The organism is Haloterrigena alkaliphila (assembly GCF_017352155.2).
Classification (GTDB): domain Archaea; phylum Halobacteriota; class Halobacteria; order Halobacteriales; family Natrialbaceae; genus Haloterrigena; species Haloterrigena alkaliphila.
Map to the genome: position 1 here is coordinate 3,636,479 of NZ_CP071462.1, position 22,350 is coordinate 3,658,828.

21 protein-coding genes are annotated in these 22,350 nt (G+C 65.7%); 10 read left to right on the forward strand and 11 right to left on the reverse strand.

Features of this window, described 5'->3' with window-relative positions:
- Positions 1 to 604 precede the first annotated feature (604 nt).
- Both J0X25_RS36695 and J0X25_RS36700 read left to right on the forward strand, forming a co-directional pair.
- Positions 605 to 1,069 (forward strand): type IV pilin domain-containing protein, encoded by a 465-nt coding sequence (locus tag J0X25_RS36695; protein ID WP_207288811.1) that lies wholly within the window; start codon positions 605 to 607, stop codon positions 1,067 to 1,069.
- The gene (locus J0X25_RS36700; RefSeq protein ID WP_207288812.1) at positions 1,069 to 1,323 is read left to right on the forward strand and encodes a hypothetical protein; all 255 of its coding nucleotides are present in this window, start codon (positions 1,069 to 1,071) and stop codon (positions 1,321 to 1,323) included. Before J0X25_RS36695 ends, J0X25_RS36700 begins: the two co-directional genes overlap by 1 nt.
- Before the next feature lie 26 nt (positions 1,324 to 1,349).
- On the opposite strand, the gene J0X25_RS36705 is transcribed toward J0X25_RS36700, so the two are convergent.
- Positions 1,350 to 1,580, reverse strand: coding sequence for a hypothetical protein (locus J0X25_RS36705; RefSeq protein ID WP_207288813.1), 231 nt, complete (start codon positions 1,578 to 1,580; stop codon positions 1,350 to 1,352).
- A 181-nt stretch (positions 1,581 to 1,761) separates the two neighbouring features.
- Between J0X25_RS36705 and J0X25_RS36710 the strand changes: the two genes are divergently transcribed.
- Positions 1,762 to 2,577, forward strand: a complete 816-nt coding sequence (locus tag J0X25_RS36710) for an Nmad3 family putative nucleotide modification protein (RefSeq protein ID WP_207288814.1) — start codon at positions 1,762 to 1,764, stop codon at positions 2,575 to 2,577.
- 27 nt (positions 2,578 to 2,604) lie between these two features.
- Here J0X25_RS36710 and J0X25_RS36715 read toward each other — a convergent pair whose 3' ends face one another.
- Positions 2,605 to 2,958, reverse strand: coding sequence for a DUF7344 domain-containing protein (locus tag J0X25_RS36715; protein WP_207288815.1), 354 nt, complete (start codon positions 2,956 to 2,958; stop codon positions 2,605 to 2,607).
- 270 nt (positions 2,959 to 3,228) lie between these two features.
- On the opposite strand from J0X25_RS36715, the gene J0X25_RS36720 reads away from it, so the two are divergent.
- Positions 3,229 to 3,762, forward strand: coding sequence for an acyltransferase (locus tag J0X25_RS36720; protein WP_207288816.1), 534 nt, complete (start codon positions 3,229 to 3,231; stop codon positions 3,760 to 3,762).
- A gap of 52 nt (positions 3,763 to 3,814) precedes the next feature.
- Here J0X25_RS36720 and J0X25_RS36725 read toward each other — a convergent pair whose 3' ends face one another.
- Together J0X25_RS36725 and rocF are read right to left on the reverse strand one after the other, a co-directional pair.
- Positions 3,815 to 4,984 (reverse strand): NAD(P)/FAD-dependent oxidoreductase, encoded by a 1,170-nt coding sequence (locus J0X25_RS36725; RefSeq protein ID WP_207288817.1) that lies wholly within the window; start codon positions 4,982 to 4,984, stop codon positions 3,815 to 3,817.
- A gap of 135 nt (positions 4,985 to 5,119) precedes the next feature.
- A complete protein-coding gene (rocF, locus tag J0X25_RS36730) occupies positions 5,120 to 6,040 on the reverse strand; it encodes an arginase (protein ID WP_207288818.1) in 921 nt (306 codons plus the stop codon).
- Positions 6,041 to 6,125: 85 nt separating this feature from the next.
- On the opposite strand from rocF, the gene J0X25_RS36735 reads away from it, so the two are divergent.
- Both J0X25_RS36735 and J0X25_RS36740 read left to right on the forward strand, forming a co-directional pair.
- Entirely contained in the window at positions 6,126 to 6,806 is a 681-nt protein-coding gene (locus tag J0X25_RS36735) for a metal-dependent transcriptional regulator (protein WP_207288819.1), read from the forward strand.
- 325 nt (positions 6,807 to 7,131) lie between these two features.
- Positions 7,132 to 7,665 carry an Rrf2 family transcriptional regulator gene (locus J0X25_RS36740; protein WP_207288820.1) on the forward strand — a complete coding sequence of 178 codons (534 nt, stop codon included), beginning with the start codon at positions 7,132 to 7,134 and terminating at the stop codon, positions 7,663 to 7,665.
- 182 nt (positions 7,666 to 7,847) lie between these two features.
- Here J0X25_RS36740 and gyrA read toward each other — a convergent pair whose 3' ends face one another.
- From gyrA to J0X25_RS36760, 4 genes are all read right to left on the reverse strand, one after another.
- Positions 7,848 to 10,322, reverse strand: a complete 2,475-nt coding sequence (gene gyrA / locus J0X25_RS36745; protein ID WP_207288821.1) for a DNA gyrase subunit A — start codon at positions 10,320 to 10,322, stop codon at positions 7,848 to 7,850.
- A 21-nt stretch (positions 10,323 to 10,343) separates the two neighbouring features.
- Positions 10,344 to 12,275 (reverse strand): DNA topoisomerase (ATP-hydrolyzing) subunit B, encoded by a 1,932-nt coding sequence (gene gyrB / locus J0X25_RS36750; protein ID WP_207288822.1) that lies wholly within the window; start codon positions 12,273 to 12,275, stop codon positions 10,344 to 10,346.
- 146 nt (positions 12,276 to 12,421) lie between these two features.
- Positions 12,422 to 13,222 carry an ABC transporter permease gene (locus J0X25_RS36755; RefSeq protein WP_207288823.1) on the reverse strand — a complete coding sequence of 267 codons (801 nt, stop codon included), beginning with the start codon at positions 13,220 to 13,222 and terminating at the stop codon, positions 12,422 to 12,424.
- On the reverse strand, positions 13,219 to 14,445 hold the full coding sequence (locus tag J0X25_RS36760; protein ID WP_207288824.1) for an ABC transporter ATP-binding protein: 1,227 nt from the start codon (positions 14,443 to 14,445) through the stop codon (positions 13,219 to 13,221). Before J0X25_RS36760 ends, J0X25_RS36755 begins: the two co-directional genes overlap by 4 nt.
- A 302-nt stretch (positions 14,446 to 14,747) precedes the next feature.
- On the opposite strand from J0X25_RS36760, the gene J0X25_RS36765 reads away from it, so the two are divergent.
- The 3 genes from J0X25_RS36765 to J0X25_RS36775 all read left to right on the forward strand — a co-directional run bounded on the left by J0X25_RS36765 (position 14,748) and on the right by J0X25_RS36775 (position 17,496).
- Complete coding sequence (locus J0X25_RS36765) at positions 14,748 to 15,527, forward strand: sulfite exporter TauE/SafE family protein (protein ID WP_207288825.1); 780 nt, start codon at positions 14,748 to 14,750, stop codon at positions 15,525 to 15,527.
- 91 nt (positions 15,528 to 15,618) lie between these two features.
- Entirely contained in the window at positions 15,619 to 16,050 is a 432-nt protein-coding gene (locus J0X25_RS36770) for a universal stress protein (protein WP_207288826.1), read from the forward strand.
- 192 nt (positions 16,051 to 16,242) lie between these two features.
- Positions 16,243 to 17,496 (forward strand): hypothetical protein, encoded by a 1,254-nt coding sequence (locus tag J0X25_RS36775; protein WP_207288827.1) that lies wholly within the window; start codon positions 16,243 to 16,245, stop codon positions 17,494 to 17,496.
- A 113-nt stretch (positions 17,497 to 17,609) separates the two neighbouring features.
- Here the strand turns inward: J0X25_RS36775 and J0X25_RS36780 are convergent, their stop codons facing one another.
- The 3 genes from J0X25_RS36780 to J0X25_RS36790 form a co-directional block, all read right to left on the reverse strand.
- The gene (locus J0X25_RS36780) at positions 17,610 to 18,014 is read right to left on the reverse strand and encodes an HVO_A0114 family putative DNA-binding protein (RefSeq protein ID WP_207288828.1); all 405 of its coding nucleotides are present in this window, start codon (positions 18,012 to 18,014) and stop codon (positions 17,610 to 17,612) included.
- Complete coding sequence (locus J0X25_RS36785) at positions 18,007 to 18,360, reverse strand: toxin-antitoxin system TumE family protein (RefSeq protein WP_207288829.1); 354 nt, start codon at positions 18,358 to 18,360, stop codon at positions 18,007 to 18,009. The genes J0X25_RS36780 and J0X25_RS36785 overlap by 8 nt, the downstream gene beginning before the upstream one ends.
- 97 nt (positions 18,361 to 18,457) lie before the next feature.
- On the reverse strand, positions 18,458 to 20,917 hold the full coding sequence (locus tag J0X25_RS36790) for a PAS domain-containing sensor histidine kinase (protein WP_207288830.1): 2,460 nt from the start codon (positions 20,915 to 20,917) through the stop codon (positions 18,458 to 18,460).
- A gap of 305 nt (positions 20,918 to 21,222) precedes the next feature.
- Here J0X25_RS36790 and J0X25_RS36795 point away from each other — a divergent pair, with 305 nt between their 5' ends.
- A complete protein-coding gene (locus tag J0X25_RS36795) occupies positions 21,223 to 22,230 on the forward strand; it encodes a two pore domain potassium channel family protein (protein ID WP_207288831.1) in 1,008 nt (335 codons plus the stop codon).
- Positions 22,231 to 22,350: the final 120 nt, after the last annotated feature.

Sequence of the window (22,350 nt, forward strand, 5' to 3'; positions counted from 1 at the left end):
CCACGCCCTCCCCAACCGATTCGCTCACTCCTTGGCTCACGGCTTCGCCGTTCGCCTTTCCGCGGCGCGTAGCGCCGCGCGTCCGTCGTTCGCTCATCCCTCGCGCAGATTCGTGTCGGACTCGTTGTTCACTCGCCGCGACACAGCGCGCGCCACCGCACGGTTGTACAGTACGACGCCGAACCACGCTCGAGTTCACCGTAACGGTCCGACTCGTGACGCGCAGCACTACTCGAGTCACGACTCGTCGCTCGAGGATTCCGTAAAACGGGTGGAAGTACCCATCGGCACGATCTGACCAGCTATTCGATTGGGCACTCCACGCGGTTCGATCCCGGAACGCGGTCCACGGTATCGTCACCGGGATCATTTAGCGGGATGACATTTTGTCTAATAATTCTTTCGATTCCGCGTGAGAGTTTGGAAAACTCGCCGACGGCGAGGCCGTGGGCCGCCGTCGGTCCGGCGCGACGCGTTTGCTCGGTGTCGAGCTGGCCCCACCGTGGATCGCAGCGAGCGAGAACGGTTGCTCGAGACGAGCCACTCGATCGGCAAGTAGATTCAAGCCCGCCCGCTCACAGGGTAGTCGATAGGTATCGGTTCCATGGACAACCCACTCGCCGCCCCCGCGGATCGCGCGATCAACCCGGTTCTGGGGGTCCTCCTCGTCGTCGGACTGACCGTCGTCTGTTCCGCGGCGCTGGGGACGGTCCTCATCGGCGGGGGGGACGACGCCGAGCGCGCGCCGGTCGTCGACGCGACGGTCGAGGTCGAGCGGGTCGTCCAGCACGGATCGGACGGTTTCGTCACCCTCGGCGTGACCGCGCTGGACGACGCCGACTTCGTCACGGTGACGGCGACGACCACCGACGGGACGCCGGCCATCGCCAACGGTACTCCGAACGGGACCGCGGAACTGACCGAACGCCGCGACGCCGTGGGTGACTCCGTGACCATCCGCGAGGCCGTCGATCCGGATCAGCCGCGGGACGTCGAACTCCGCCTCGTCGCCGTCGCCCACCACGGCGACCGCGAGGCCGTCGTCCTCGACCGGACGGTGATCGTCTGATGTTCGGTCTCGACGACCACCTTCCGCCGCGGCTCACGAAGACGGCCCTCTACCGCGTGGTCGGCCTAGGCCTGCGGTGCTACGTCGCCGCGGTCGTCGTCGTCGGTTGCTACAGCCTCCTCTGGACGCTCGAGGTCGCCGGCGTCGTCCCGGACGCGTGGCTCTCGGTGATCTGGATCGCCATCGCCGTAATGGGGTGTCTGTTTCTCGTGCTACTCGTCCCGCTGTTCTACGTGTCGCGATCGACGCGATAACGGTGTTCGGTGGGACTCGGCGGCGACTACGCCGGCGGATGCCGCCGTTTGTCGTCGCTATCGGGTCCGCGATCGGCGATCTCGCTCCCCCCTGCGTCGGACTCGGAATCGCCGAGCACCGTGAACGATTCTCCCCCACAGGAACACGTGGTTCCCGTTCCGATCGGCCGAATCGATCCGTCCGACAGGATCCGCACCGCGAGGGCGCTCTGGCACTGTCGACAGATCGCGACCGACCGTTCTCCCTTCACGGGCATACCACCCCGTATCATACTGTATTATTTCAAGATTTTGAATATGAACGCACTAGTCACTCTGTTGAAACTGTTCGGACGATCGAGTACGGTGGTCTCCGGCCGGCCGTCGGAGCGCCCCGCGACGGCCCCACCCGCGGGCCGATCGGCGGCTTTAGGACGCCGGCTCCCCCAGGGTCGCGATATGACGGTGGTCCTCGCCGGGGTCGGCGCCGATAGCACGAATTTCGGGGCGCTGGCCCCGCTGTACGACGACGGCCGGTTCGAGTACGTGCCGATCCCCGAGAAGACCCGCGAGACCGACGAGAGCGAGACCCTCGGCTCGTGGTCCCTGCGGGCGAGCGACGGCACCGCCGCGGACCTCACGACGCGAATCAAGCCCCGACCGATCGGCGACGCCGACCGGACCGTCACCGGCGACGCCCTCGAGTCCTGGCCGGTCCACCGCGATCCGAACTTCGAGGCGCTGACCTACGGCGAACACCGGACCAGCGGCTACGTCGCTCGGCTCCGATCCCTCGAGGCGGGCGACGTCGTCGGCTTCTACGCCGGACTGCGCCGTCCCGATGGCGATCGCGCGCACCGCTACCTGATCGGCTACGTCACCGTCGACCGCGTCGACGTCGTCAGGCCCGAGCTGCCCTGGAACGAGCGCGAAGCGATCCTCGAGGCCCATCCCGACAACGCACACACAAAGCGTGCTCGCGGTGGTGAACTCTACCTCGAGAAACCGGTAGTCCTGATCGACGGCCGCGAACCGGGAGGGCTATTCGACCGCCACCCGATCCGACTGAGCGACTACTACGTCAAACCGGGCAACGAACGCGCGCAGTACTACCTGCGAGAAGCGATCGCGACCGACTGGGACGTCCGCGCGGGCGGCGAGAACATGATGTACAAGCCGGCCTACCGCTGCGGGCTCTCGGGCGAGGCGTTTCGCCGGCGCGTCGGCCCGCTGACGGAACGCACGACCGATCACGCGGCGATTACCGCCGGGTGAGCCGGCCAGTCGCCGTCGCGGCCGCGCTCAGTTACTGATCGACCGCGGATTGACCGGGAGCTCGAGGTCTGCGACGTACGGCTCGAGGTCGTCGAAGTTTGGCCCCCGTTCGATCTCGTCGGTCGCGGGGTCGTAGTCGACCACGTCGTGACGATCCAGTCGCGGGAGGTGATCATGGACAAGCCGGACGGCGATCGATCGGCGTCCATCCTCGCGCGGTTCGGCACCGGTCTCACTTTTGCACGCGGCGATCCCCTCGGCGGCCGCATCAGTCGTCGTCTCCTCGACGGCGCTGAGGTGCCAGAGGAGGTATTCGCGGCTCTCGTCGGCGAGCAGTGAGTAGACCGTTTCCCGCTCGAGTGCGTTAGGATGAGTCCCCATGGCTGATTTGTCATTCGGCGCTTCCGTTACCATAATTTGGCCTAACTGGTTGGGTAGGTCTCCCTTGGGTTCGAAGTCCGGACGATACTAGTCTCGAGAACGTTACGAACGATAGACTGTGCGACGGACCAATTTTCGCCGCGAACCGATCGACGACCACGACGGTATCGACGGCCCGCCAGCGAGTGGTGGCGGTCGACGACGGTTCGACGACGAGTCGAGTCCCTCCGACCGTGCGGTTTCTTGTAGTGAGAGCGTCTACCCCCGCCAGTGACCGACGAGACGGAGTCCCGCCACGACCGCATCCGACACCATCCGACCCCGGGGCCGGGTAACTCGCTCGCCGACTGGACCCGCGCGCGTAACCCGCTCCGCGTCGCGATTTCCTACGTCGTCGTCTGGCTGATTCGGATCTCGCCGAGCCTGCGACTCAAGCGCTGGCTGTTGCGCCGACTCGGTGCCACCGTCGGCCCCGGCGTCTCCTGGGGGCTCGAGGCCACGCCGGACGTCTTCTGGCCGGAGTTGATCACCGTCGAGCGCGAGGCGATCGTCGGCTACGACGCGACGATCCTCTGTCACGAGTTCCTCTCCGACGAGTATCGCACGGGCGAGGTCCGTATCGGCGAGCGGGCGATGATCGGCGCCGGCGCGATCGTGCTCCCGGGCGTCGAAATCGGGGCGAACGCCCGCGTCGCCGCGAACTCGCTCGTGACCCGAGACGTCCCGCCGGATACGACGGTCGCCGGCGTCCCGGCCGAACCGATGGGGACGGACGACGGCGAGACGGCTTCCGACGACTCCTGAGACGGCTTAGAAAGGCGATCGACGATCAATTCGAAGGGGGTTCCGGGCCGGACTACAGCGACGGCCAGGACTTGCGGGCGACGTTCCAGGAGGTGATCGTCGCGATCCAGCGGGCGGCGATCAGCTTCTTCAGGTTCTGCGCCGGGAAGCCGCCGAAGGTATCGACGGGGAGGGACATGCCGAAGGCCGGCTTGACCTCGTGGGCGACGGCCTTCTCGCCGACGGAGACGACGGTCCCCTTGTCCTCGAACTCCCAGGTCTTCAGCGGCCGGTTCTCGATGGCGCGAGCGATGTTCTCGCCGACGACGTCCGCGGCCTGCCAGGCGGCCTGGGCGGTCGGCGGCGCGGGCTGGTCGCCCTGATCGACGATCGCCGAGTCGCCGATGGCGAAGACGCGCTCGTCGGAGGTCTGGAAGTTGGCTTCCGTGTTGACGCGATTGTGTTCCTTGTCGAGTTCGGCCTCGTCGAGCGCGTCCCGACCGGTGATCCCGCCGGTCCAGACGAGCACGTCGTGCTCGAGGGGTTCACCCTCGTCGAACTCGATGACGTCCTCCTTCGCTTCGGTGATCGGGTCGTCCGTGTGGATCTGGACGCCGGCGTCCTCGAGCAGGTCGCGCAGCGCCTGCTGGATTTCGGGGTCGTTGCCGGGGAAAATCTCCTCGAGCGCTTCGACGAGGTGGATCTCGAGGGGTGCGCGGTGTTCGTCGCGGAACTCCGCGATCTCGCCGGCGGTCTGGATGCCCGAGAGGCCGGCGCCGCCGATGACGACCTGTGCGGGTTCGCCGCGGGTCGCCTCCTGGCTGGCCTCTTTGATGGCGTCGTGGATCTCGAGGGCGTCGTCGAGGCTCTTCAGGGTCAGCGAGTGCTCCTCGAGTCCGGGGATGCCGTAGTAGGCGGTCTGGCTGCCCAGCGCGACGAGGACGTAGTCGTAGTCGACGTCCTCGTTGTCGGCGAGTTCGACGACCTGCTCGTCGACGTCGAGGCCGACGACCTCGTCCTGAACGAATCGGGTCGACTGGTCCGCGATATCGTCGACGGGGAACGTGATGTCCGAGCGGACCTCCGGGTCGCGAATCACGCGGTGGGACTCGTGTAGAACCAGATGGTAGTCGACGTCTGCGATCCATGTCAGCCGCGCGTTACCCCCGAGCTCCGACTGGAGCTTGTTGACCGCGCCAGCACCGGCGTAACCGGCACCGAGCACGACGACGTTCTCAGTCATATTCCCTAGTCCGAAACCCTCCGATACAAAGGTGTTGGAACGATCATGCACGTGTTAGGTATTCTCACACGACGTATCTCGGGAATAGTACTGTCGCCCTCGTGATGATTGTGGAGCGACGGGGGATCGTGGAATTCAGAGGATTCGCTTGCCGAACGCGCTCGCCGTGAGTTCGGCCGCGATCGTCGCCGTCTCGTTCCCCTCGTCGAGGATCGGGTTCACCTCGACGACGTCCATCGATCGCACCACGTCGTCGGCCTCGTGGCGTTCGGAGACGGTCTCGAGCGCGGCGTGGGCCTCGCGGTAGGTGACGCCGCCGCGGACGGGCGTCCCGACGCCGGGTGCGGTTCTGGGGTCGACCCAGTCGAGGTCGAGGCTGACGTGAACACCGTCGGTACCGTCGGTCGCGACGTCGAGGGCGTCCGCGACCACGGCGGTCATCCCGCGTTCGTCGATGTCGGCCATCGTGTACGCCGTCATCTCGCTCTCGCGGAGGAGTTCCCGCTCGCGGTCGTCGATGCTCCGCAGTCCGACGTAGGCGATCGACTCCTCGCGGACGCGGGGCGCGTGGGCCCACGGCATCTCGCCGAACGCACCGCGACCGAGCGCCGCGGCCAGGGGCATCCCGTGGACGTTCCCGCTCGGGGACGTCTCGGGCGTGTTCAGGTCCGCGTGGGCGTCGAACCAGACGGCGCCGAGGTCGGCCGCCCGGGCCGCACCGTGCATCGACCCGATCGCGACCGAGTGGTCGCCGCCCAGCACGAGGGGGAACTCGCCGTCTTCGAGGGTCGCCGCGACTCGATCGCTCAGTCGCGTGCACACGTCTTCGACCTCGCGGAGGAACTTCGCCGTCCCCTCGCTGGGCTGGCTCGCGTCGGGGTCGCGTTCCTCGGCCCGTGGGATCGAGAGATCGCCCGCGTCGACGGGATCGACCCCCGAATCCGACAGGCGGTCTGCCAGTTCCGCGTACCGAATGGCCGACGGTCCCATATCGACGCCGCGCCGATCCGCGCCGAGGTCCATCGGCGCACCGATGATTCTGACTGTCTTGCTCATGGTCACCCTTCGATGTGGCCCGATTTGACCGTGGCGATCGAGACGGCGACAGCTTTAGGGGTAGATGGGTCTAAACTCGCGGACGATGATGCTGAGCGACGTGATGGAGGACTATCTCAAGGCGATCTACCAGCTCCAGCGCGAGAGCGACGATCGTATCAAGACCTCCGCCATCGCGTCGGAGCTGGACGTCACGTCGCCGACCGTGACCAGCATGCTCGACAAACTCGAGGACCGGGGGCTGGTCGACCGCGAGAAGTACAAGGGCGTCACCCTGACCGACGAGGGCGAGACCGTCGCCCTGGAGGTGATCCGCCACCACCGCCTGCTCGAGGCCTACCTGACCGAACACCTCGACTACGACTGGGCGGAGGTCCACGAGGAAGCCGATCGGCTCGAACACCACATCAGCGAGGACTTCGAAGCCCGCGTCGCGGCCGCACTGGGCGAACCGACGGTCGACCCCCACGGCTCGCCGATCCCCGGCGCCGACCTCGAGCCGCCCGAGCGACCCGACGGCAACGACGTCACCGAGTTCGCGGAAGGCGACGTCGTGGTCGTCGAGGAGGTCGCCGACCGGGACGCCGACGTGCTCTCGTATCTCGCCGAGCACGGCGTCCGACCCGGCGTCGAACTCGAAATCGTCGAGGTCGCCCCCTTCGGCATGGTCACGGCCCGCTCGAGCGATCACGACGGTACCGTTTCGCTTCCCGAGTCCGTGGCCCACCACGTCCGCGTGGCGGAACCGCCGGAAGTAGAACAGTAACTGCCTCGAGTAGCGACGCAACGACTGACCGAGAGGGGTGGCTACGCGTCGCACCGATCGAGTGGCGCCTTCGTCGACAACGCAGCCGTTTCGCAGCCGCTGAGTCGTCGGTGATGCCGACGCGAGGCCGTCCTCGTCGCCGCCGTGCTCGAGGGTCGGATCGACTCGTGGTAGCAATCCACACGAGACCAGCGCGACCGAGCGCGGGTCGGGGACGATCATCGAAACAAAACGACTTACTACAACCGGTCCAAACGTCGAAATCCTCGCAAAACGGCCCGGCTCACCCGTCGGGTTTAAGGAAATCAATTACGAACAATTCAGTATGTCATCCATCGAACTCACCCCCAGTCAGAAGAAGATCCTGCGCGCGTTGACGAATCTCCACAAGGAGTCCGAGGCCGCGATCAAAGGAGAGGACATCGCCGAACAGGTCGACCGTAATCCGGGAACGATCCGTAACCAGATGCAGAGTCTCAAAGCCCTGCAACTGGTAGAAGGTGTACCGGGACCCAAAGGCGGCTACAAACCGACCGCAGCGGCCTACGAGGCCCTCGAGATCCAGCAGATGGACGATCCCGCCTCCGTCCCCCTCGAGCACGAGGGCCAGGCCGTCGAGGACATCATCGTCGAGGAGATCGACCTCTCGAGCGTCCACCACCCCGAACTCTGCCGGGCCGAAATCCACATGCAGGGTTCGATGGGCGAGATCCACGAGGACGACTCGGTCATCGTCGGTCCGACGCCGCTGTCGAAACTCGTCATCGAGGGCCGCGTCGACGGCAAAGACGATACGAACAACATCCTCATCCTGCGCATCGACGACATGATCGCGCCCGCCGAAGAGCCGGCCCACTGATCGACGCTACCGATTTCGGTCGTTTCTGCGCTGCGTAATTCCTCTCGCTGCACGTCCCGGCGCCAGCGACGCTCACAGATAACCGACGCCAACGGCGACGCGAGTAACTCGCCCGACGAGCCGTCGACTCGTCGTCGGAGTGACGCCGCCGGCGGCGTCCGATCAGAGGAAGTGGGCGCCGATCAGTTCTCCCCGGCGTCGGCCGCCGCGGCCGCCGGGATGTCGTCGACGCTCGCGACCGCGTCGTCGTCGTCGACGTCCATGACGATGACGCCCATCGTGTTGCGGCCCACCTCCGAGATCTCGTCGACGCGCGTGCGAACGATCTGCCCGCGCTCGCTCATCATGACGAGCTGGTCGTCGTCGTCGACGGCCTTGACGGCCGTCACGGGGCCGTTGCGCTCGCCCGTCTTGATGTCGATCAGCCCCTTGCCGTACCGCGACTGGGTGCGATACTCCGAGAGGCGGGTTCGCTTCCCGTAGCCGTTCCGAGTCACGGTCAACAGCGCCTGGCCGTCGTCCTCGTCGGTCGCGACGAGGCCGGCGACCGCGTCGTCCTCCTGCAGTTTGATCCCGTTGACGCCGCGGGCGTTGCGGCCCATCGCGCGAACCTCGTCCTCGTCGAACCGAATCGTCATGCCGCCTTCGGTGGCGATGACGAGGTCCTGCGTGCCGTCGGTGACCTCGACGTCGACGAGTTCGTCGTCCTCCTCGAGGTCGGCGGCGATGATCCCCGTCGTACGGATGTTCTCGAAGTCCTCGCCGGCGGTCCGCTTGACGTAGCCGTTGCGGGTAGCCATCGTCACGAACTCGTCGTCGCCGAAGGCGTCGGTGTCGACGATGGCGGTGATGTCCTCTCCGGGATCGAGGTCGAGGATGTTGACCGCGGATTTCCCGCGCGCCGTCCGGCCCATCTCGGGGATCTCGTAGGTCTTGAGCTGGTAGACCTGCCCCTGATTCGTAAAGCAGAGCAGGTAGTCGTGGGTGTTCGCCCGGAACACCGTCGTCACGCGGTCGTCCTCTTTGACGTCCGCGCCGATGATGCCCTTACCGCCCCGACCCTGGGGGTCGAAGTCGTCGATGGGCATCCGCTTGACGTAGTCGTCCTCGGTCATGACCACGAACACCTCCTCCTCGGGGATGAGGTCCTCGTGGGTGACCGTCCCCTGATCCTCGACGATCGAGGTCCGGCGGTCGTCGCCGTACTCCTCCTCGATCTCACGGAGTTCGTCCTTGATGACAGACAGGAGTTCCGCCTCGCTCTCGAGGATGGTCGTCAGGCGCTCGATTTCGGCCTGGACCTCCTCGTACTCCGTCTCGATCTCGGCGGTCTCCATCGAGGTGAGGCTGCCCAACTGCATCCGGACGATGTGGTCGGCCTGATCCTGCGAGAAGTCGTAGGCCTCGCGAAGCGCGTCCTTCGCGGCCGACCGGTCCTCGCTGTTGCGGATCAGTTCGACGACGTCGTCGGCGTTCTCGACGGCGGTCAGTCGCCCCTCGAGGATGTGGGCGCGGTCCTCGGCTTCCGCGAGGTCGTACTCGCTGCGCCGCCGAACCACTTCGCGGCGGTGGGCGATGTACTCCTCCAAGGTCTCCTTCAGCGAGAGCACCTGGGGCTGGCCGTCGACCAGCGCGAGGTTGATGACGCCGAACGTGCGCTCGAGGTGATTCTCGAGCAGGCGATTCTTGACGACCTCGGTGTTGGCGCCGCGTTTGAGTTCGACGACGATGCGGACGCCGTCGCGGTCGGACTCGTCGCGCAGGTCGCTGATGCCCTCGATCTCGCCCTCGTTGACGTCCTCGGCGATGCGCTCGACCAGTCGAGCCTTGTTCGCCTGGAAGGGCAGTTCGGTGATGACGATTCGTTTGCGCCCGCTCTTCCACTCCTCGACCTCGAACTCGGCGCGCACGCGGAGGCGCCCGCGGCCGGTCTTGTAGGCCGAGTAGATGGCGTCGCGGCCGACGATGTTCGCGCCGGTGGGGAAGTCGGGGCCCTTGACGTGCTCCATCAGGTCCTCGACCGTCGCGTCGGGGTCGTCGATCAGTTCGATCGTGGCGTCGACGATCTCGCTCAGGTTGTGCGGCGGGATGTTGGTCGACATCCCGACCGCGATCCCCGAGGAGCCGTTCACGAGGAGGTTCGGGAACGCCGCCGGGAGCACGTCGGGCTCGCGCAGGCGGTCGTCGTAGTTCGCGGAGAAATCGACGGTGTCCTTGTCGATGTCCTCGAGCAGTTCCTCGGAGATCGAGGACATCCGGGCCTCGGTGTACCGCTGTGCCGCGGCCGGATCGCCGTCCATCGAGCCGAAGTTCCCCTGACCGTCCACGAGGGGATAGCGCATCGAGAAGTCCTGGGCCATCCGGACCAGGGTGTCGTAGATCGCGCTGTCGCCGTGGGGGTGGTAGTCACCCATCGTCTCCCCGACGATCGAGGAGGACTTCCGGTGGGACGAACCGCTGGTGACGCCCATCTCGTGCATCGCGTACAGGATGCGCCGGTGGACGGGCTTCAGGCCGTCCTCCACCCGCGGGAGGGCGCGACCCGCGATGACGGACATCGCGTAGTCGATGTAGCTCTGCTCCATCTCGTCCTCGATACGGACGTTCTCTACCGCTCGAGCCTCTACGTCGGTCGGATCGGGTACGTCTGAACTCATGTAGTCACCTCACCACGTCTCTCAAATGTCGATCCATTCGGCCTCCGGCGCGTGGTCCTTGATGAACTGCTTGCGCGGTTCGACGGCGTCGCCCATCAGGACGGAGAACATCTTGTCCGCCGCGGCCGCGTCCTCGATCGTGATCTGCTTGAGGATGCGGTTCTCGGGGTCCATCGTCGTGTCCCAGAGCTGTTGGGGGTTCATCTCGCCCAGTCCCTTGAACCGCTGGACCTGCGTCGGATTGCCGTCGCACTGCTCTTCGACGATCTCGTCGCGTTCGGCCTCCGTCATCGCGTCGTAGGTCTCCCCGCGGTAGCGAATCCGGTAGAGCGGCGGCTGGGTCGCGTAGACGTACCCACCCTCGAGCAGCGGACGCATGTGTCGGTAGAAGAACGTCAACAGGAGGGTCCGGATGTGGGCGCCGTCGACGTCGGCGTCGGTCGCCATGATGATCTTCTTGTAGCGGACGTCCTCGATGTCGAACTCGTCGCCGATCCCCGCGCCGATGGCGGTGATCATGTTCCGGATCTCGTCGTTCTCGAGGATCCGGTCCAGCCGATGCTTTTCGACGTTCAGGATCTTCCCCTTGATGGGGAGGATCGCCTGGAAATCCGGATTCCGAGCCTGCTTCGCGCTGCCGCCCGCGGAGTCACCCTCCGCGATGAACAGTTCGGCCTCGTCGGGATCCTTGGTCTGGCAGTCCGCGAGTTTGCCCGGCAGCGACGTGGACTCGAGGGCGGACTTCCGCCGGGTCAGCTCCTCGGCCTTCTGGGCGGCCTTGCGGGCCTTCGCGGCCTCGACGGCCTTCATCACGATCGCCTGGGCAGTGTCGGGGTGTTCCTCGAAGTAGGTTCCGAGCCCCTCGTGCATCGCGCTCTCGACGATTCCCCGAACTTCCGAGTTCCCGAGTTTCGTCTTCGTCTGGCCCTCGAACTGCGGGTCCGGGTGTTTGACCGAGATGACCGCAGTAAGGCCCTCGCGGATGTCCTCGCCCTTGAGGTTGTTCTCGAGGTCGTCGAGCATGTCGTTGTCCTTCGCGTAGTCGTTGACCGTCCGCGTCAGCGCGGTCTTGAACCCGGTGAGGTGGGTCCCGCCCTCGCGGGTGTTGATGTTGTTCGCGAAGGCGTGGATCGAGCCCTGCAGTTCCTCGGTGGCCTGCATCGCGACCTCGATCTGGATGTTCTGCTCCTCGTCCTCGAAGTAGATGACGTCGTCGTGCATCGCCGAGCGCGTCTCGTTGAGGTAGTCGACGAACTCGCGGATGCCGCCCTCGTACTCGTACGTATCTTCGACGAATTCGCCCTCGTCGTCCGCCTCGCGCTCGTCGCGCAGCGTGATGCGAACGCCCGAGTTGAGGAAGGCCAGTTCCCGGAGCCGGTTCGAGAGCGTCGAGAAGGAGAACTCGTCGCCCTCGAAGATGCCGGTATCTGGCCAGAACCGGACCTGCGTCCCGGTCTCCTCGTCGTCGTCCATATCGCGAACCCGTTCCATATCGCCGACGGGTTCGCCCTCCTCGAACGCGTGGCGGAAGACGCCACCGTCGCGTTTGACCTCGGCCTCGAGTCGCTCGGAGAGGGCGTTGACGACCGAGACGCCGACGCCGTGGAGGCCGCCGGAGACCTGGTAGGACTTGTTGTCGAACTTGCCGCCGGCGTGGAGGACCGTCAGAATGACCTCGAGTGCGGGGCGGTCGTACTCGTCGTGCGTATCGACGGGGATGCCACGGCCGTCGTCCGCGACGCCCACCGACCCGTCCTCGTGGATCGTGACGGTGATATCGTCGCAGTAGCCGGCCAGTGCCTCGTCGATCGAGTTGTCCACCACCTCGTAGACCAGGTGATGAAGTCCTCGAGAATCCGTAGAGCCGATGTACATCGCCGGTCGCTTTCGCACAGCCTCCAGGCCCTCTAGGACCTGAATCTGTCCGGCGCCGTACTCGCTTTCCTGGGACATGTAAAACCTGCTTTCGGATAGCCGCCGGCCCCTAATAAAAGTCACGTGTACGCGCTCGCGCGCGAGGCGCTTGCGCCGTCGCCGACCTCTGCATCCCCCGTCGCCGAACTCCGCATCTCGTCGTCATCACCGGAGCGACGACCCGCTCAGTAGTCTCCGAGCACGCCCAGCCGACGGGCGCGGCGCGTCGCGAACCGGAAGACGAGGTACCCCAGCCCCAGATAGCCGAGCGCCGTCCCGACGAGGACCGCGAGCGCGACGGGATCGAACTCCCAGAGGCGAACGCCCTCGGTCATCGCCAGCTGGAGCATCGCGCTCCCCTGGACTAGCGGGAGCGCCGCCGTCCACCACAGGTCGAACGCGGGCGCCGAGATCAGCCCGACGAACGCGAACCCGAGGAGGTTGACGACGCTGTCGATCCGCTTGTAGAGCACGCTCAGTCCGCCCATCGCCAGGCCGAGCCCCAGCGCCGAGGTGATCGCGAGCGTCGCCACGGGGACGACGGTCGTGAGGTGAATGTCGAGTCGCGTCTCGGTCACCAGGAGCATCACCGCGAGGACGACGGCGGAGGTGAGGAACGTCCGGAAGACGATCGCCACCGCCTTGGCGAGCACCACCGGGCCGAAGCCGAAGGGGGTGACGTAGTGGCGCTCGAGCGTCCCCCAGCTCGCTTCGGCCCGGACGTCGTTGACCAGCCCCGAGTAGGCGCCGGTCGACAGCGTCCACAGGAAGTAGCCGACGATCAGTCCCTCGAGGGAGTCCGCGATCGCCTGGCCCGCCAGCAGGGTGCCGCCGTAGAACAGCATGCCGAAGAACAGCAGGTTGATGAACAGCCTGAGGCCCGCGTTGACGGGATACCGGACCCAGATCAGGAGGTCGCGGTAGATCACGGCCCGCAGCAGGGTGACGTAACCGCCCGTCCGCCCGGACCGGAGATCGGCGCTCACCGCCGCTCACCGCCGTGAGTTCCGCCATCGCTGCCGCGAGTTTCATCCTTGCCGCCACGAGCTTCCTCCTCGCCGCCGAGAATTCCGTCCTCGCTGCCGCGTCCGCCCCCGCCGTCGCGTTCGCCTCCGCCGTCGTGTTCGCCTCCGCCCCCATCGCCGTGTCCACTCCCGCCGGTCAGTTCGACGAACGCGTCCTCCAGATTCGGTTTGACCGTCTCGACCGCCTCGAGTTCGAGGCCGTGGGCTTCCATCGCGTCGGTGAGTCGGTAGAACGTCGCCGAGTCGGCCGCCACCGCGAACCGCGTGCGGTCGTCGTCGAGTCGCTCGAGATCGGTCACGTCGAACCGCTCGCGGAGGTCGGCGAGGATCGGTTCGTCGGCTCCGCGGACGGCGATCCGGTACCCCTGCGTCTCGAAGCCCGCCAGCAGGTTCTCGACGGTGTCGTCGGCGACGATCCGCCCCTCGTTCATGATGACGACGCGGTCGCAGACGGCTTCGATGACGTCCATGTCGTGGCTCGAGACCACCAGCGTCAGTCCGCGCTCGTCGGCGAGTCTGACGAGTTCGCGCCGCAGCGTCAGCGAACTCTCGACGTCGAGGCCCAGCGTCGGTTCGTCGAGGAAGGCCACGGAGACGTCGCCGGCCAGCACGCTCGCGAGGGACACCTTCTGTTTCATCCCGCGGGAGAGCTCTCGAACGGGGGTATCGGCCCTGTCGGACAGGTCCAATCGCTCGAGCAGTTCGTCGTGGCGGTCGGCGAGCGCGTCGGGATCCCGTCCGCGGATCGCCGCGAAGTACCGCAGGTTCTCCCGGACGGTGAGCCGCCAGTAGTCGTTGCGCGCTCCCTCGAGCATGGCGTCGACGTGGTCGTAGGCCGCTCTGGGGTGGTCGTAGACGTCGATACCGTGGATCCGGACCGCGCCCTCGTCGGGGAGGATCAGCCCGAGGATGGACTTGATCGTGGTCGTCTTGCCGGCGCCGTTGGGTCCGAGCAGCCCGATCACTTCGCCGGATTCGACGGTGAACGAGACGTCCTCGACCGCGGTTACGGCCTCGTCTCCGCTCCCGAACGTCTTCGAGAGCCCCTCGACGGCCAGCGCGGGGCCGTTCCGCTCGCGCGCGGCGGTCTCGATCGTCGCTTCAGTCTCGAGTGTGGCGTCGCTACCCCCGTCGTCGCCGTCGATCCCGCGAGCGCGCTCGAGCTCCGTCGACTCACTCTCCATTGTGTCGTTGACACGTTCCGAGGCTTCGGCGAAGGAAGACGCTTTTGGTCCGCTTGCGATCGGTTGGGGTATCGCGGACTCGAGACGGTCGTTCCAGTCGCCGAGACCGCCGTGACCGGGATGTTTACATTCCGCTCGGACGGCGACACCCGCCAGTCCCGGCGGGCTCCGGACCGCCGATCGACGGCCGCCGGATCCGTCCCCAAATCATCCCGAGATGCCGATATTTCACGGGTAGCACACCCGTTCCCCGATCATAAGAGTCACAACCCCTGGGCTAATCCCCCCGATAACGCCCTTCTATGTTCGGACTTCCTTTCGACGTCTCCCTCGTGTTGCTGCTCGTCTCGATCGCCTTCTTCTCGGGCATCGGCATCACGGCGATCGGTCCCGGCGGGATCTTCGTGACGATCGCGCTCTACTCGCTGACGCCGCTGGCCTCGAGCCAGATCGCCGGCACCGCCCACGCGACGTTCGTCGTCACCGGTCTCGTCGGGAGCGCCGCCTACCTCCACTCCGGCGAGATGAAGACCGGCCAGAGCCGCTCGATCGCGGTCGTCCTCAGTGTTTCAAGCGTCCTCGGCGCCCTCGTCGGCTCCTACGTCAACGGCTTCGTCCCGCGGTCGGTGTTCGGCATCCTGCTCGGCGGCGTCTCGATGACCGTCGGCGGCATCATCCTCTACCGCGAACGGCGCGGGTTCAGCCCGCTGTACGATCTCGACCCCCTCGAGCGGGAGGGGCAGGTCGCGCTGGCCGGACTCGGCTTCGTTCTAGGGGTCTGCAGCGGCCTGCTGGGGATCGGCGGCCCGGTGCTCGCGGTTCCCGCGCTGGTGCTGGTCGGCGTCCCGATGCTGCTGGCCGTCGCCGTCGCGCAGGTCCAGTCGATCTTCATCGCGGGCTTCGCGGCCGCGGGCTACGCCCTCCAGGGCCAGGTGGTCCTCCCGCTGGCCGTCGTCATCGGGACGCCGCTCCTGCTGGGCGTCGTCACGGGATGGAAGGTCGCCCACGCGATCGACCCCGAGAAGCTGAAGGTCGCGCTGGGGGTCGTCCTCTTCGCCGTCGGTCCGTACCTCGCCCTCTGAGGGATGATTCGCGAACCGTCCGCCGGCGGTCCGGACCGACACCGTTCGCCGACTGGAGGACTAAAGGAACTGGGGGGCGATATCGATCCCAATGCCATCCCGAGTGCTGGTCCCTTTCGACGACTCCGAGCGCGCCCGCGAGGCCCTCGAGTACGCCGTCGACCTGTTTCCGGACGGCGAGTTCGTCGCGTTGACGGTCGTCGACACCTCGTCGGTGCCCGCGATTCCCAACACCGCGACGGACGACGACGAAGTCTCGGAGGCGGTCGAGAACGTCTTCGGCGACGTCGAGGAACGCCTCGCAGTCCCCGAACGACTCGCCGCCGAGCGAGACGTGCGGATCGAGACCCGCACGCGACTCGGCGCCCCGGCCCAGGAAATCGTCGAATTCGTCGAGACCGAAGACGTCGACCACGTCGTGATGGGGAGCCGCGGCCGGTCGGGCGTCAAACGCCTCCTGCTGGGGAGCGTCGCCGAAGTCGTCGTGAGACACTCGCCGGTCCCGGTGACCGTGGTCCGCTGACCCGCACATCGCTGCAGTGCCAGTCGTCGACGGACGGTTCGAGCCGGCACCATCGTCGGCGGCTCGAGGCCTGGATCGATCGGTTCGACTCCTCGATCGCGGGGCCGAACGTCCCGTATTCCTTTCACGGCCGATGAAGGTAGGGAATGACGGCACAATTCACTTACTTCCGGTGCTGGAAACCCCAATCCGATGCTTCCATTCGTCGCTCTCGCGGTCGTGATCGTCGGACTCGCGATCGCACTCGAGGTCGTGTCGTACAAGTCGCTCGAGCGTATCCCGGCGGTGGCCACCGAGGAGTTCCCCGAGATCGACCGGGAACTGCTGGGCAAGTTCAGCAGTTTCGACCCCGAACTAGGCTGGGTCCCCCAGCCGAATCAGGAGAAACAGAAGGACACCGGCGACCACCTCCCCGGTGAGGAGGTCCGGACGACGGTCACGTACTCGACCGACGAGTACGGCAGTCGCGTCTGTCCCGCGAAGAGTCGAGACGAAACGGGAGCGGACGACGTTACCGTCTCCACCTACGGCGACTCCTACTGTTTCTGTCGAGAGGTCGACGACGACGGGACCTTCCAGCACTACATGGCCGAGGAACTGGACACCCACGTCGCCAACTACGGCGGCGGTAACTACGGCCTCGATCAGGCCCTGCTGCGAATGAAGCGCCAGTACCCCGAGGAGCCGACAGACTACGTCTTCGTGGTCGTCACCGCCTCCTCGATCGCCCGCATCCTCTCGGTGTGGAAACACTACCAGGAGTTCGGGAACATCCTCGCGGTCAAACCGCGGTACACCCTCGAGGACGGGGACCTGAAACTGATCGACAGCCCCGTCGACGAGAAGGAGGAACTGCTCGACCTCGAGTCGAAGGCCGACTTCCTCCGGACGAACGACTTCCACTACGACCACTGGTTCAAGCCCCACTACGCGTCGGTCCCGTACACGGCCGACTTCCTCGACAGTTCGGAGTATCTCCGGTACGCCGCGATCACCGGCTGCAAGGAACTCGAGCGCCGGACCGGTCGATCGATCCCGGGCGTCGACTTCGACGCGGCCCAGACCGAGTCGGCCCTGCGGATGGAACAGCCCCGCGTGCGCTACCACGAGCGGCTGTTCGAGACCCACGAACCGCTGTTCGACGCGCTGATCGGGGAGTTCGTCGACTACGCGGACGAGCAGGACTTCAAACCGGTCTTCGTGATGGTCCAGCAGCTCCGCTACGCGAAGTACGAGTCCGAACACGGCCCGATCTACGGCGACCTCGTGGATCGGCTGGGCGAGAAGTACGACGCCCTCGAGACCGTCGACATGGCCCGTCACCTCGACCCCGACGACGACATCGAGTCGCTGTACGTCGAGCGCGGCGAAGGCGGTCACTACAGCCCCGAGACGAATCGAGAGATCGCCGAAGTGCTGGCCGAAATCGTCGAAGAAGATCAGTAACGTCCGAGTACGCTGTCAGCGTAGCGCTCCACTCTCGTTCAGGTACTTTCCGGAACTGATCTCAGAAGCCCTCATATTCTTCCACTGTAGAAAATACGAGCAAATCGGTCGTGTCAGGGGGCGACCGTCGCACCGTCATCGGAGCCGTGTGCGAGCGGCGTTACGACGAGGTCGTCGTACGGGAACACCGGCTGCTTCGCCTGACCGACCGTCTCGAAGCGGATAACGCCGAGTGCTTCGAGCGTCGTCAGTTCTTCGTGGACGTTTTTCTTGTCTCGGCCGACCAGACGAGCCGTTTCACGAATGCTATCCGGGTTTTCGTCCCTGATAACTCGCAAAAGGGTGTATGTTCGCTCGTTAAATACCTCGGTCAGGTGTGATTCGTCCGGAAACCGGACGGTCGCTGCCTGATCGATGGATTCTCCGCCCTCGAGTCGTCGAATGGCTCGTAATCCCTCTTCGTACGGTTCGGTTTCGTCATCGACCGTGATCAGAAGGACGTCGGTATTGTTAGTCATGTGTATCGGTCTCCTTGGATGGATCGAATCGCGGTTTTGGTATCTCGTCCCAGAACCTCTCGTAGAGTTCTTCTATGTCCGTGAACTCGACAGGTTTCGGCTCTGGATCGGGCGCGGCGTGGAGTTCGTGGCCTTTCGTGTCCTCGTGGGAATTATCGTACCGACGGATCGTCCCATCGTCGAGCGTTTCGGCACTAGGAGTAAGCGCTCCGTAGTGGAACGTATATCGCCATCCCGAGGGATACGCCTCGTCCTCGGTACGGCGGATCGACACGCGGACTACAGTCCCGTCCTCGTACACCGTCGCATCGTCGAACCCATCGAGGTCGTTGGCTGTCGGTTCCATCCACTACACCGTTGGTTGGACAGCCAACGATAAATACGTGATGGAGGTGTCGCTGTCAGGACAATCGACTCGAGTCGGGCCGCCCGAAATACACCCGTTACGAGTCGGCCGCAGGGAGCGTAAAGGAGAACGTCGTCCCCTCGCCGGGTTCGGAGTTGACCCAGATCGTCCCCTCGTGGCGCTCGACGATGCGCTGACAGAGTGCCAGCCCGATCCCGGTCCCCGAGTACTCCTCGCGGCTGTGGAGCCGTTCGAACACCTGAAAGATGCGATCCTGGTCCTCGGGGTCGATGCCGATCCCCTCGTCTCGAACCGAGATTACCCACTTCGAGCGCGCGCGTTCGGCCGAGACGTGGATCCGCGGCGGTTCGTCGCCGCTGTACTCGATCCCGTTGGAGACGAGGTTCTGGAGCACCTGCTGCAGCTGGCTCTCGTCGCCGCGAACGCGGGGCAGCGAGTCGGACAGAATCTCGGCGTCGTGCTCCTCGATTTTCACCTGCAGATCGTCGAGAACGGCCTCGAGGACGGTATTGAGGTCGACCGGTTCGAGCGGTTCGCCCTGCGTGTCGACCCGGGAGTAGGCCAGCAGGCCGTCGATCATGTCGCGCATCCGATCGGCGCCGTCGACGGCGAACTCGATGAACTCCTCCCCGTTGGAATCCAGTTGGTCGGTGTAGCGGTCCTCGAGCAGCCGGAGGTAGCTCGAGACCATCCGCAGCGGTTCCTGCAGGTCGTGACTGGCGGCGTAGGCGAACTGCTCGAGGCGCTCGTTCGATTTCTCGAGTTTCCGCTGGTACTCCTTGCGTTCGGTGATTTCGTGGAAGTAGATCGAGAGCCCCGACTCGGAGGGGTAGACGTTGTACTCGAGCCAGGCGTCGAACTCGTCCGCGTACACCTCGAAGTTGACCGGCTCCTGGGTCTCCATGGCCTCCTGGAACCGCTCCCGGCAGCTCTCCTCGGTCTCGTCGGGGAGCGTCTCCCAGATCTTCCGGCCGAGCAACTCCTCCCTGGACTCCTGCATGATCTCGGCGGCGTACTCGTTGAGGTGAGTCAACCGCCACTCGTCGTCGATGGCGTAGAACGCGTCCGAGATGCGGCCGAGGATCTCGCTCAGTTCCGTCTCGAGTTCGGTCTTCCGGTCCTCGAGTTGTTGTTCGCGATCTTTCAGTTCGGTGATGTCCTCGGCGGCCGTCACGACGCGGTCGATCTCGCCTTCGGGCCCGACGATCGGCGTCGCGTTCATGCGGAACTGCAACTGCTCGCCGTCCGGGGAGTCGACGACGAGTTCCTCGTCGAACACCGGTTCGCCGGTTTCCAGCACGCGCGCCGCGGGGGTCTCGTCCGGATCGAGCGGGTCTCCGTTCGAATTGCGAACCTCCCAGTCGTCGCCGTCTGATTCGCCGATGAACTCCTGGTCGGAGAGCCCGAGCGCCTCCTGTGCCCGTCGGTTGGTCAGCACCGTTTCGCCCTCCGCGTTCTGGACGGCGATCGCGATCGGGGCGGTTCGCAACAGCTTCTCGGTCTGGTTGTACTCCCGGCGGAGTAGCCGTTCGCGCTCCTTCTGGGGGGTGATGTCGTCGATCGCGACGACGACGCGATCGTCGTCGTGGTGATCGTCCTCGAGCGGTGCGGCGTTGAGCGAGAGCCAGCGACGGCCGATTTCCGGGATGTCGACCTGATACTGCTGGTTGTACACCGGCTCGTCGGACCGGAACGCTCGGGCCCACGGCCACTCGTCGGTCGGAATCAGCTCCCCCTCGGTGTCGTAGAGGTCCCACGAGTCGACACTGTACGCCGCGAGTGCGTCGGCCTCGATATCGAACCGGTCGAGCATGCGCCGGTTCGCGCGGACGAGTTCGCCGTCCTCCGTGACGACGCCGATCGTGATCGGGACGGTCTCGAGGATCCGTTCGGTGAGGTCCCGTTCCCGCTGGAGTTGCAGTTCGTACTCGCGGCGCTCGGTCATGTCCCGGGTGACCTTCGTGAAGCCCTGCAGTCGACCCTCGTCGTCCCGAATGGCGGTGATGACCACGTTCGCCCAGAACTCCGTGCCGTCCGAGCGGAGGCGCCACCCTTCGTCCTCGACGCGTCCCTCGCTCGCGGCGGTCTCGAGGTTCGTCTGCGGTACGTCGTTGTCGATATCGTCGTCGGAGTAGAAAGTAGAGAAGTGTTGGCCGACGATCTCGTGCTCTTCGTAACCCTTGATCCGTTCGGCGCCCTCGTTCCAGCTCGCGACGACGCCGTCGGGATCGAGCATGAAGATCGCGTAGTCCTGCACGGCGCTCACGAAGGCGGCGAACTCCTCCTGTCCCGTCCGCGGGGTCGTTCCCGCTTCCTCCTGGTCACGCCACCAGATCCGGGTCGACTCGTCGATCCGCTTCGTCCGGAGTTCGCCTCGGTCCGCGAGTTCCTCGAGGCGTCCTTCGACGGCGGGGGGAGACCGCTCCAATCGATCCGCGACTTCGGCGGTAGTGAGCGGGGCCGACGACCGCCCCGACTCCGAGAAGATACGCCGGACGTCCTCCCCGGTAACGCCCGTCGAGTCTGAAGATCCCATATGTCCTCATCCGGACACGAATTTATAAGCGTTTGGCGTTGGACCCGGAAAATGACGGATCGGCCGAATTTTGGGGACGGACGGGGTAGCACGTGGGCGTCGACGGTGTGGCACGATCGATGACGGCACGGGTCGTGATGGGAGTCATCGGCCGCACCGATTCGGACCCGGTCCGGACAACCGTCGGATCGACGGTCGATGGGCAGCGGATCGTCCGATCGATACCGACCGGTCCCCTCCCGCTGAAAAACCCGCCGCAGTGACCGGGGCATCGTTGACGGTGCTCCTGCTGATAGAAGGGGACGATGCAACTGGTGTACCTCGTCGTTGGCATCGTCATGCTCGTCGCCGTATTCGTCGATATCCTCTGGACGACCCTCTGGGTCGATGGCGGCTCCGGCCCGCTCTCCGGTCGCCTGACGACGTGGGTCTGGCGCGGCCTCCGAACCGCGACGGGGGACGACGACAGGGCGCTCAGTCTCGCCGGCCCCCTCATCCTCACCCTGACGCTCGTCATGTGGATCGGCTTCATCTGGGTCGGTTGGACGTTCGTTTTCGCCAGCGCCCCCCTCGCAGTCGTCAACACTCGCACCGGCGGCACCGCGGACTGGGCGGGCCGGATCTACTACGTCGCGTACACGATGTTCACCGACGGCAACGGCGATTACTCCCCCACCTACGGCGGCGATGTCTGGGAGATCGCCAGCGCGTTCACGACCGCATCCGGAATGGCCTTCGTCACGCTCGGCGTCTCCTACATCCTCTCCGTCCTCGGGGCCGTCGCCGACAAGCGCTCGTTCGCCAGCACCGTCACGGGACTCGGCAACCGGAGCGAGGCGTTCGTCCGCGCCGGCTGGAACGGCGAGAACTTCGACGGCCTCGAACTGACCCTCGAGACGCTCGGTTCCGATCTGAGCACGCTCGCCGAGCAACACAAGTCCTACCCGATCCTGCACTACTACCACAGCGAGCAGAGCGAGCAGGCGTCGGCCGTGGCCGTGTCCATCCTCGACGAGTCGCTCACCCTCTTCCGGTACGCCGTCGACGACGAGCACAGCCCCGACCCCGCCGTCGTCGAAACCGCGCGCTCGAGCGCCCGGAGCTACATCGACGCCCTCGACGAGGCGTTCATCGATCCCAGTCCGGCGGTCCCGCGCTCGCCGGATCTCGATCGCCTTCGCGAGGACGACATTCCGACCGTCTCGGACCAGGAGTTCGCCGAGGGCCTCGCGGAGCTGACCGACCGCCGGCGTCACCTGCTCGGCCTGGTCGAAGCCGACGCGTGGGAGTGGCCGCCGGTCGAAGATCAGTGACGACGCCTCGAACGACGATTCAGCCGTCGATCCCGTCGTCCAGCCCGACGACGACCGGGCCGTCGCTGACGACGGTCACCAGTGGGTCCCGGGTCGTGAAACTACCAACCACTCCCCGAA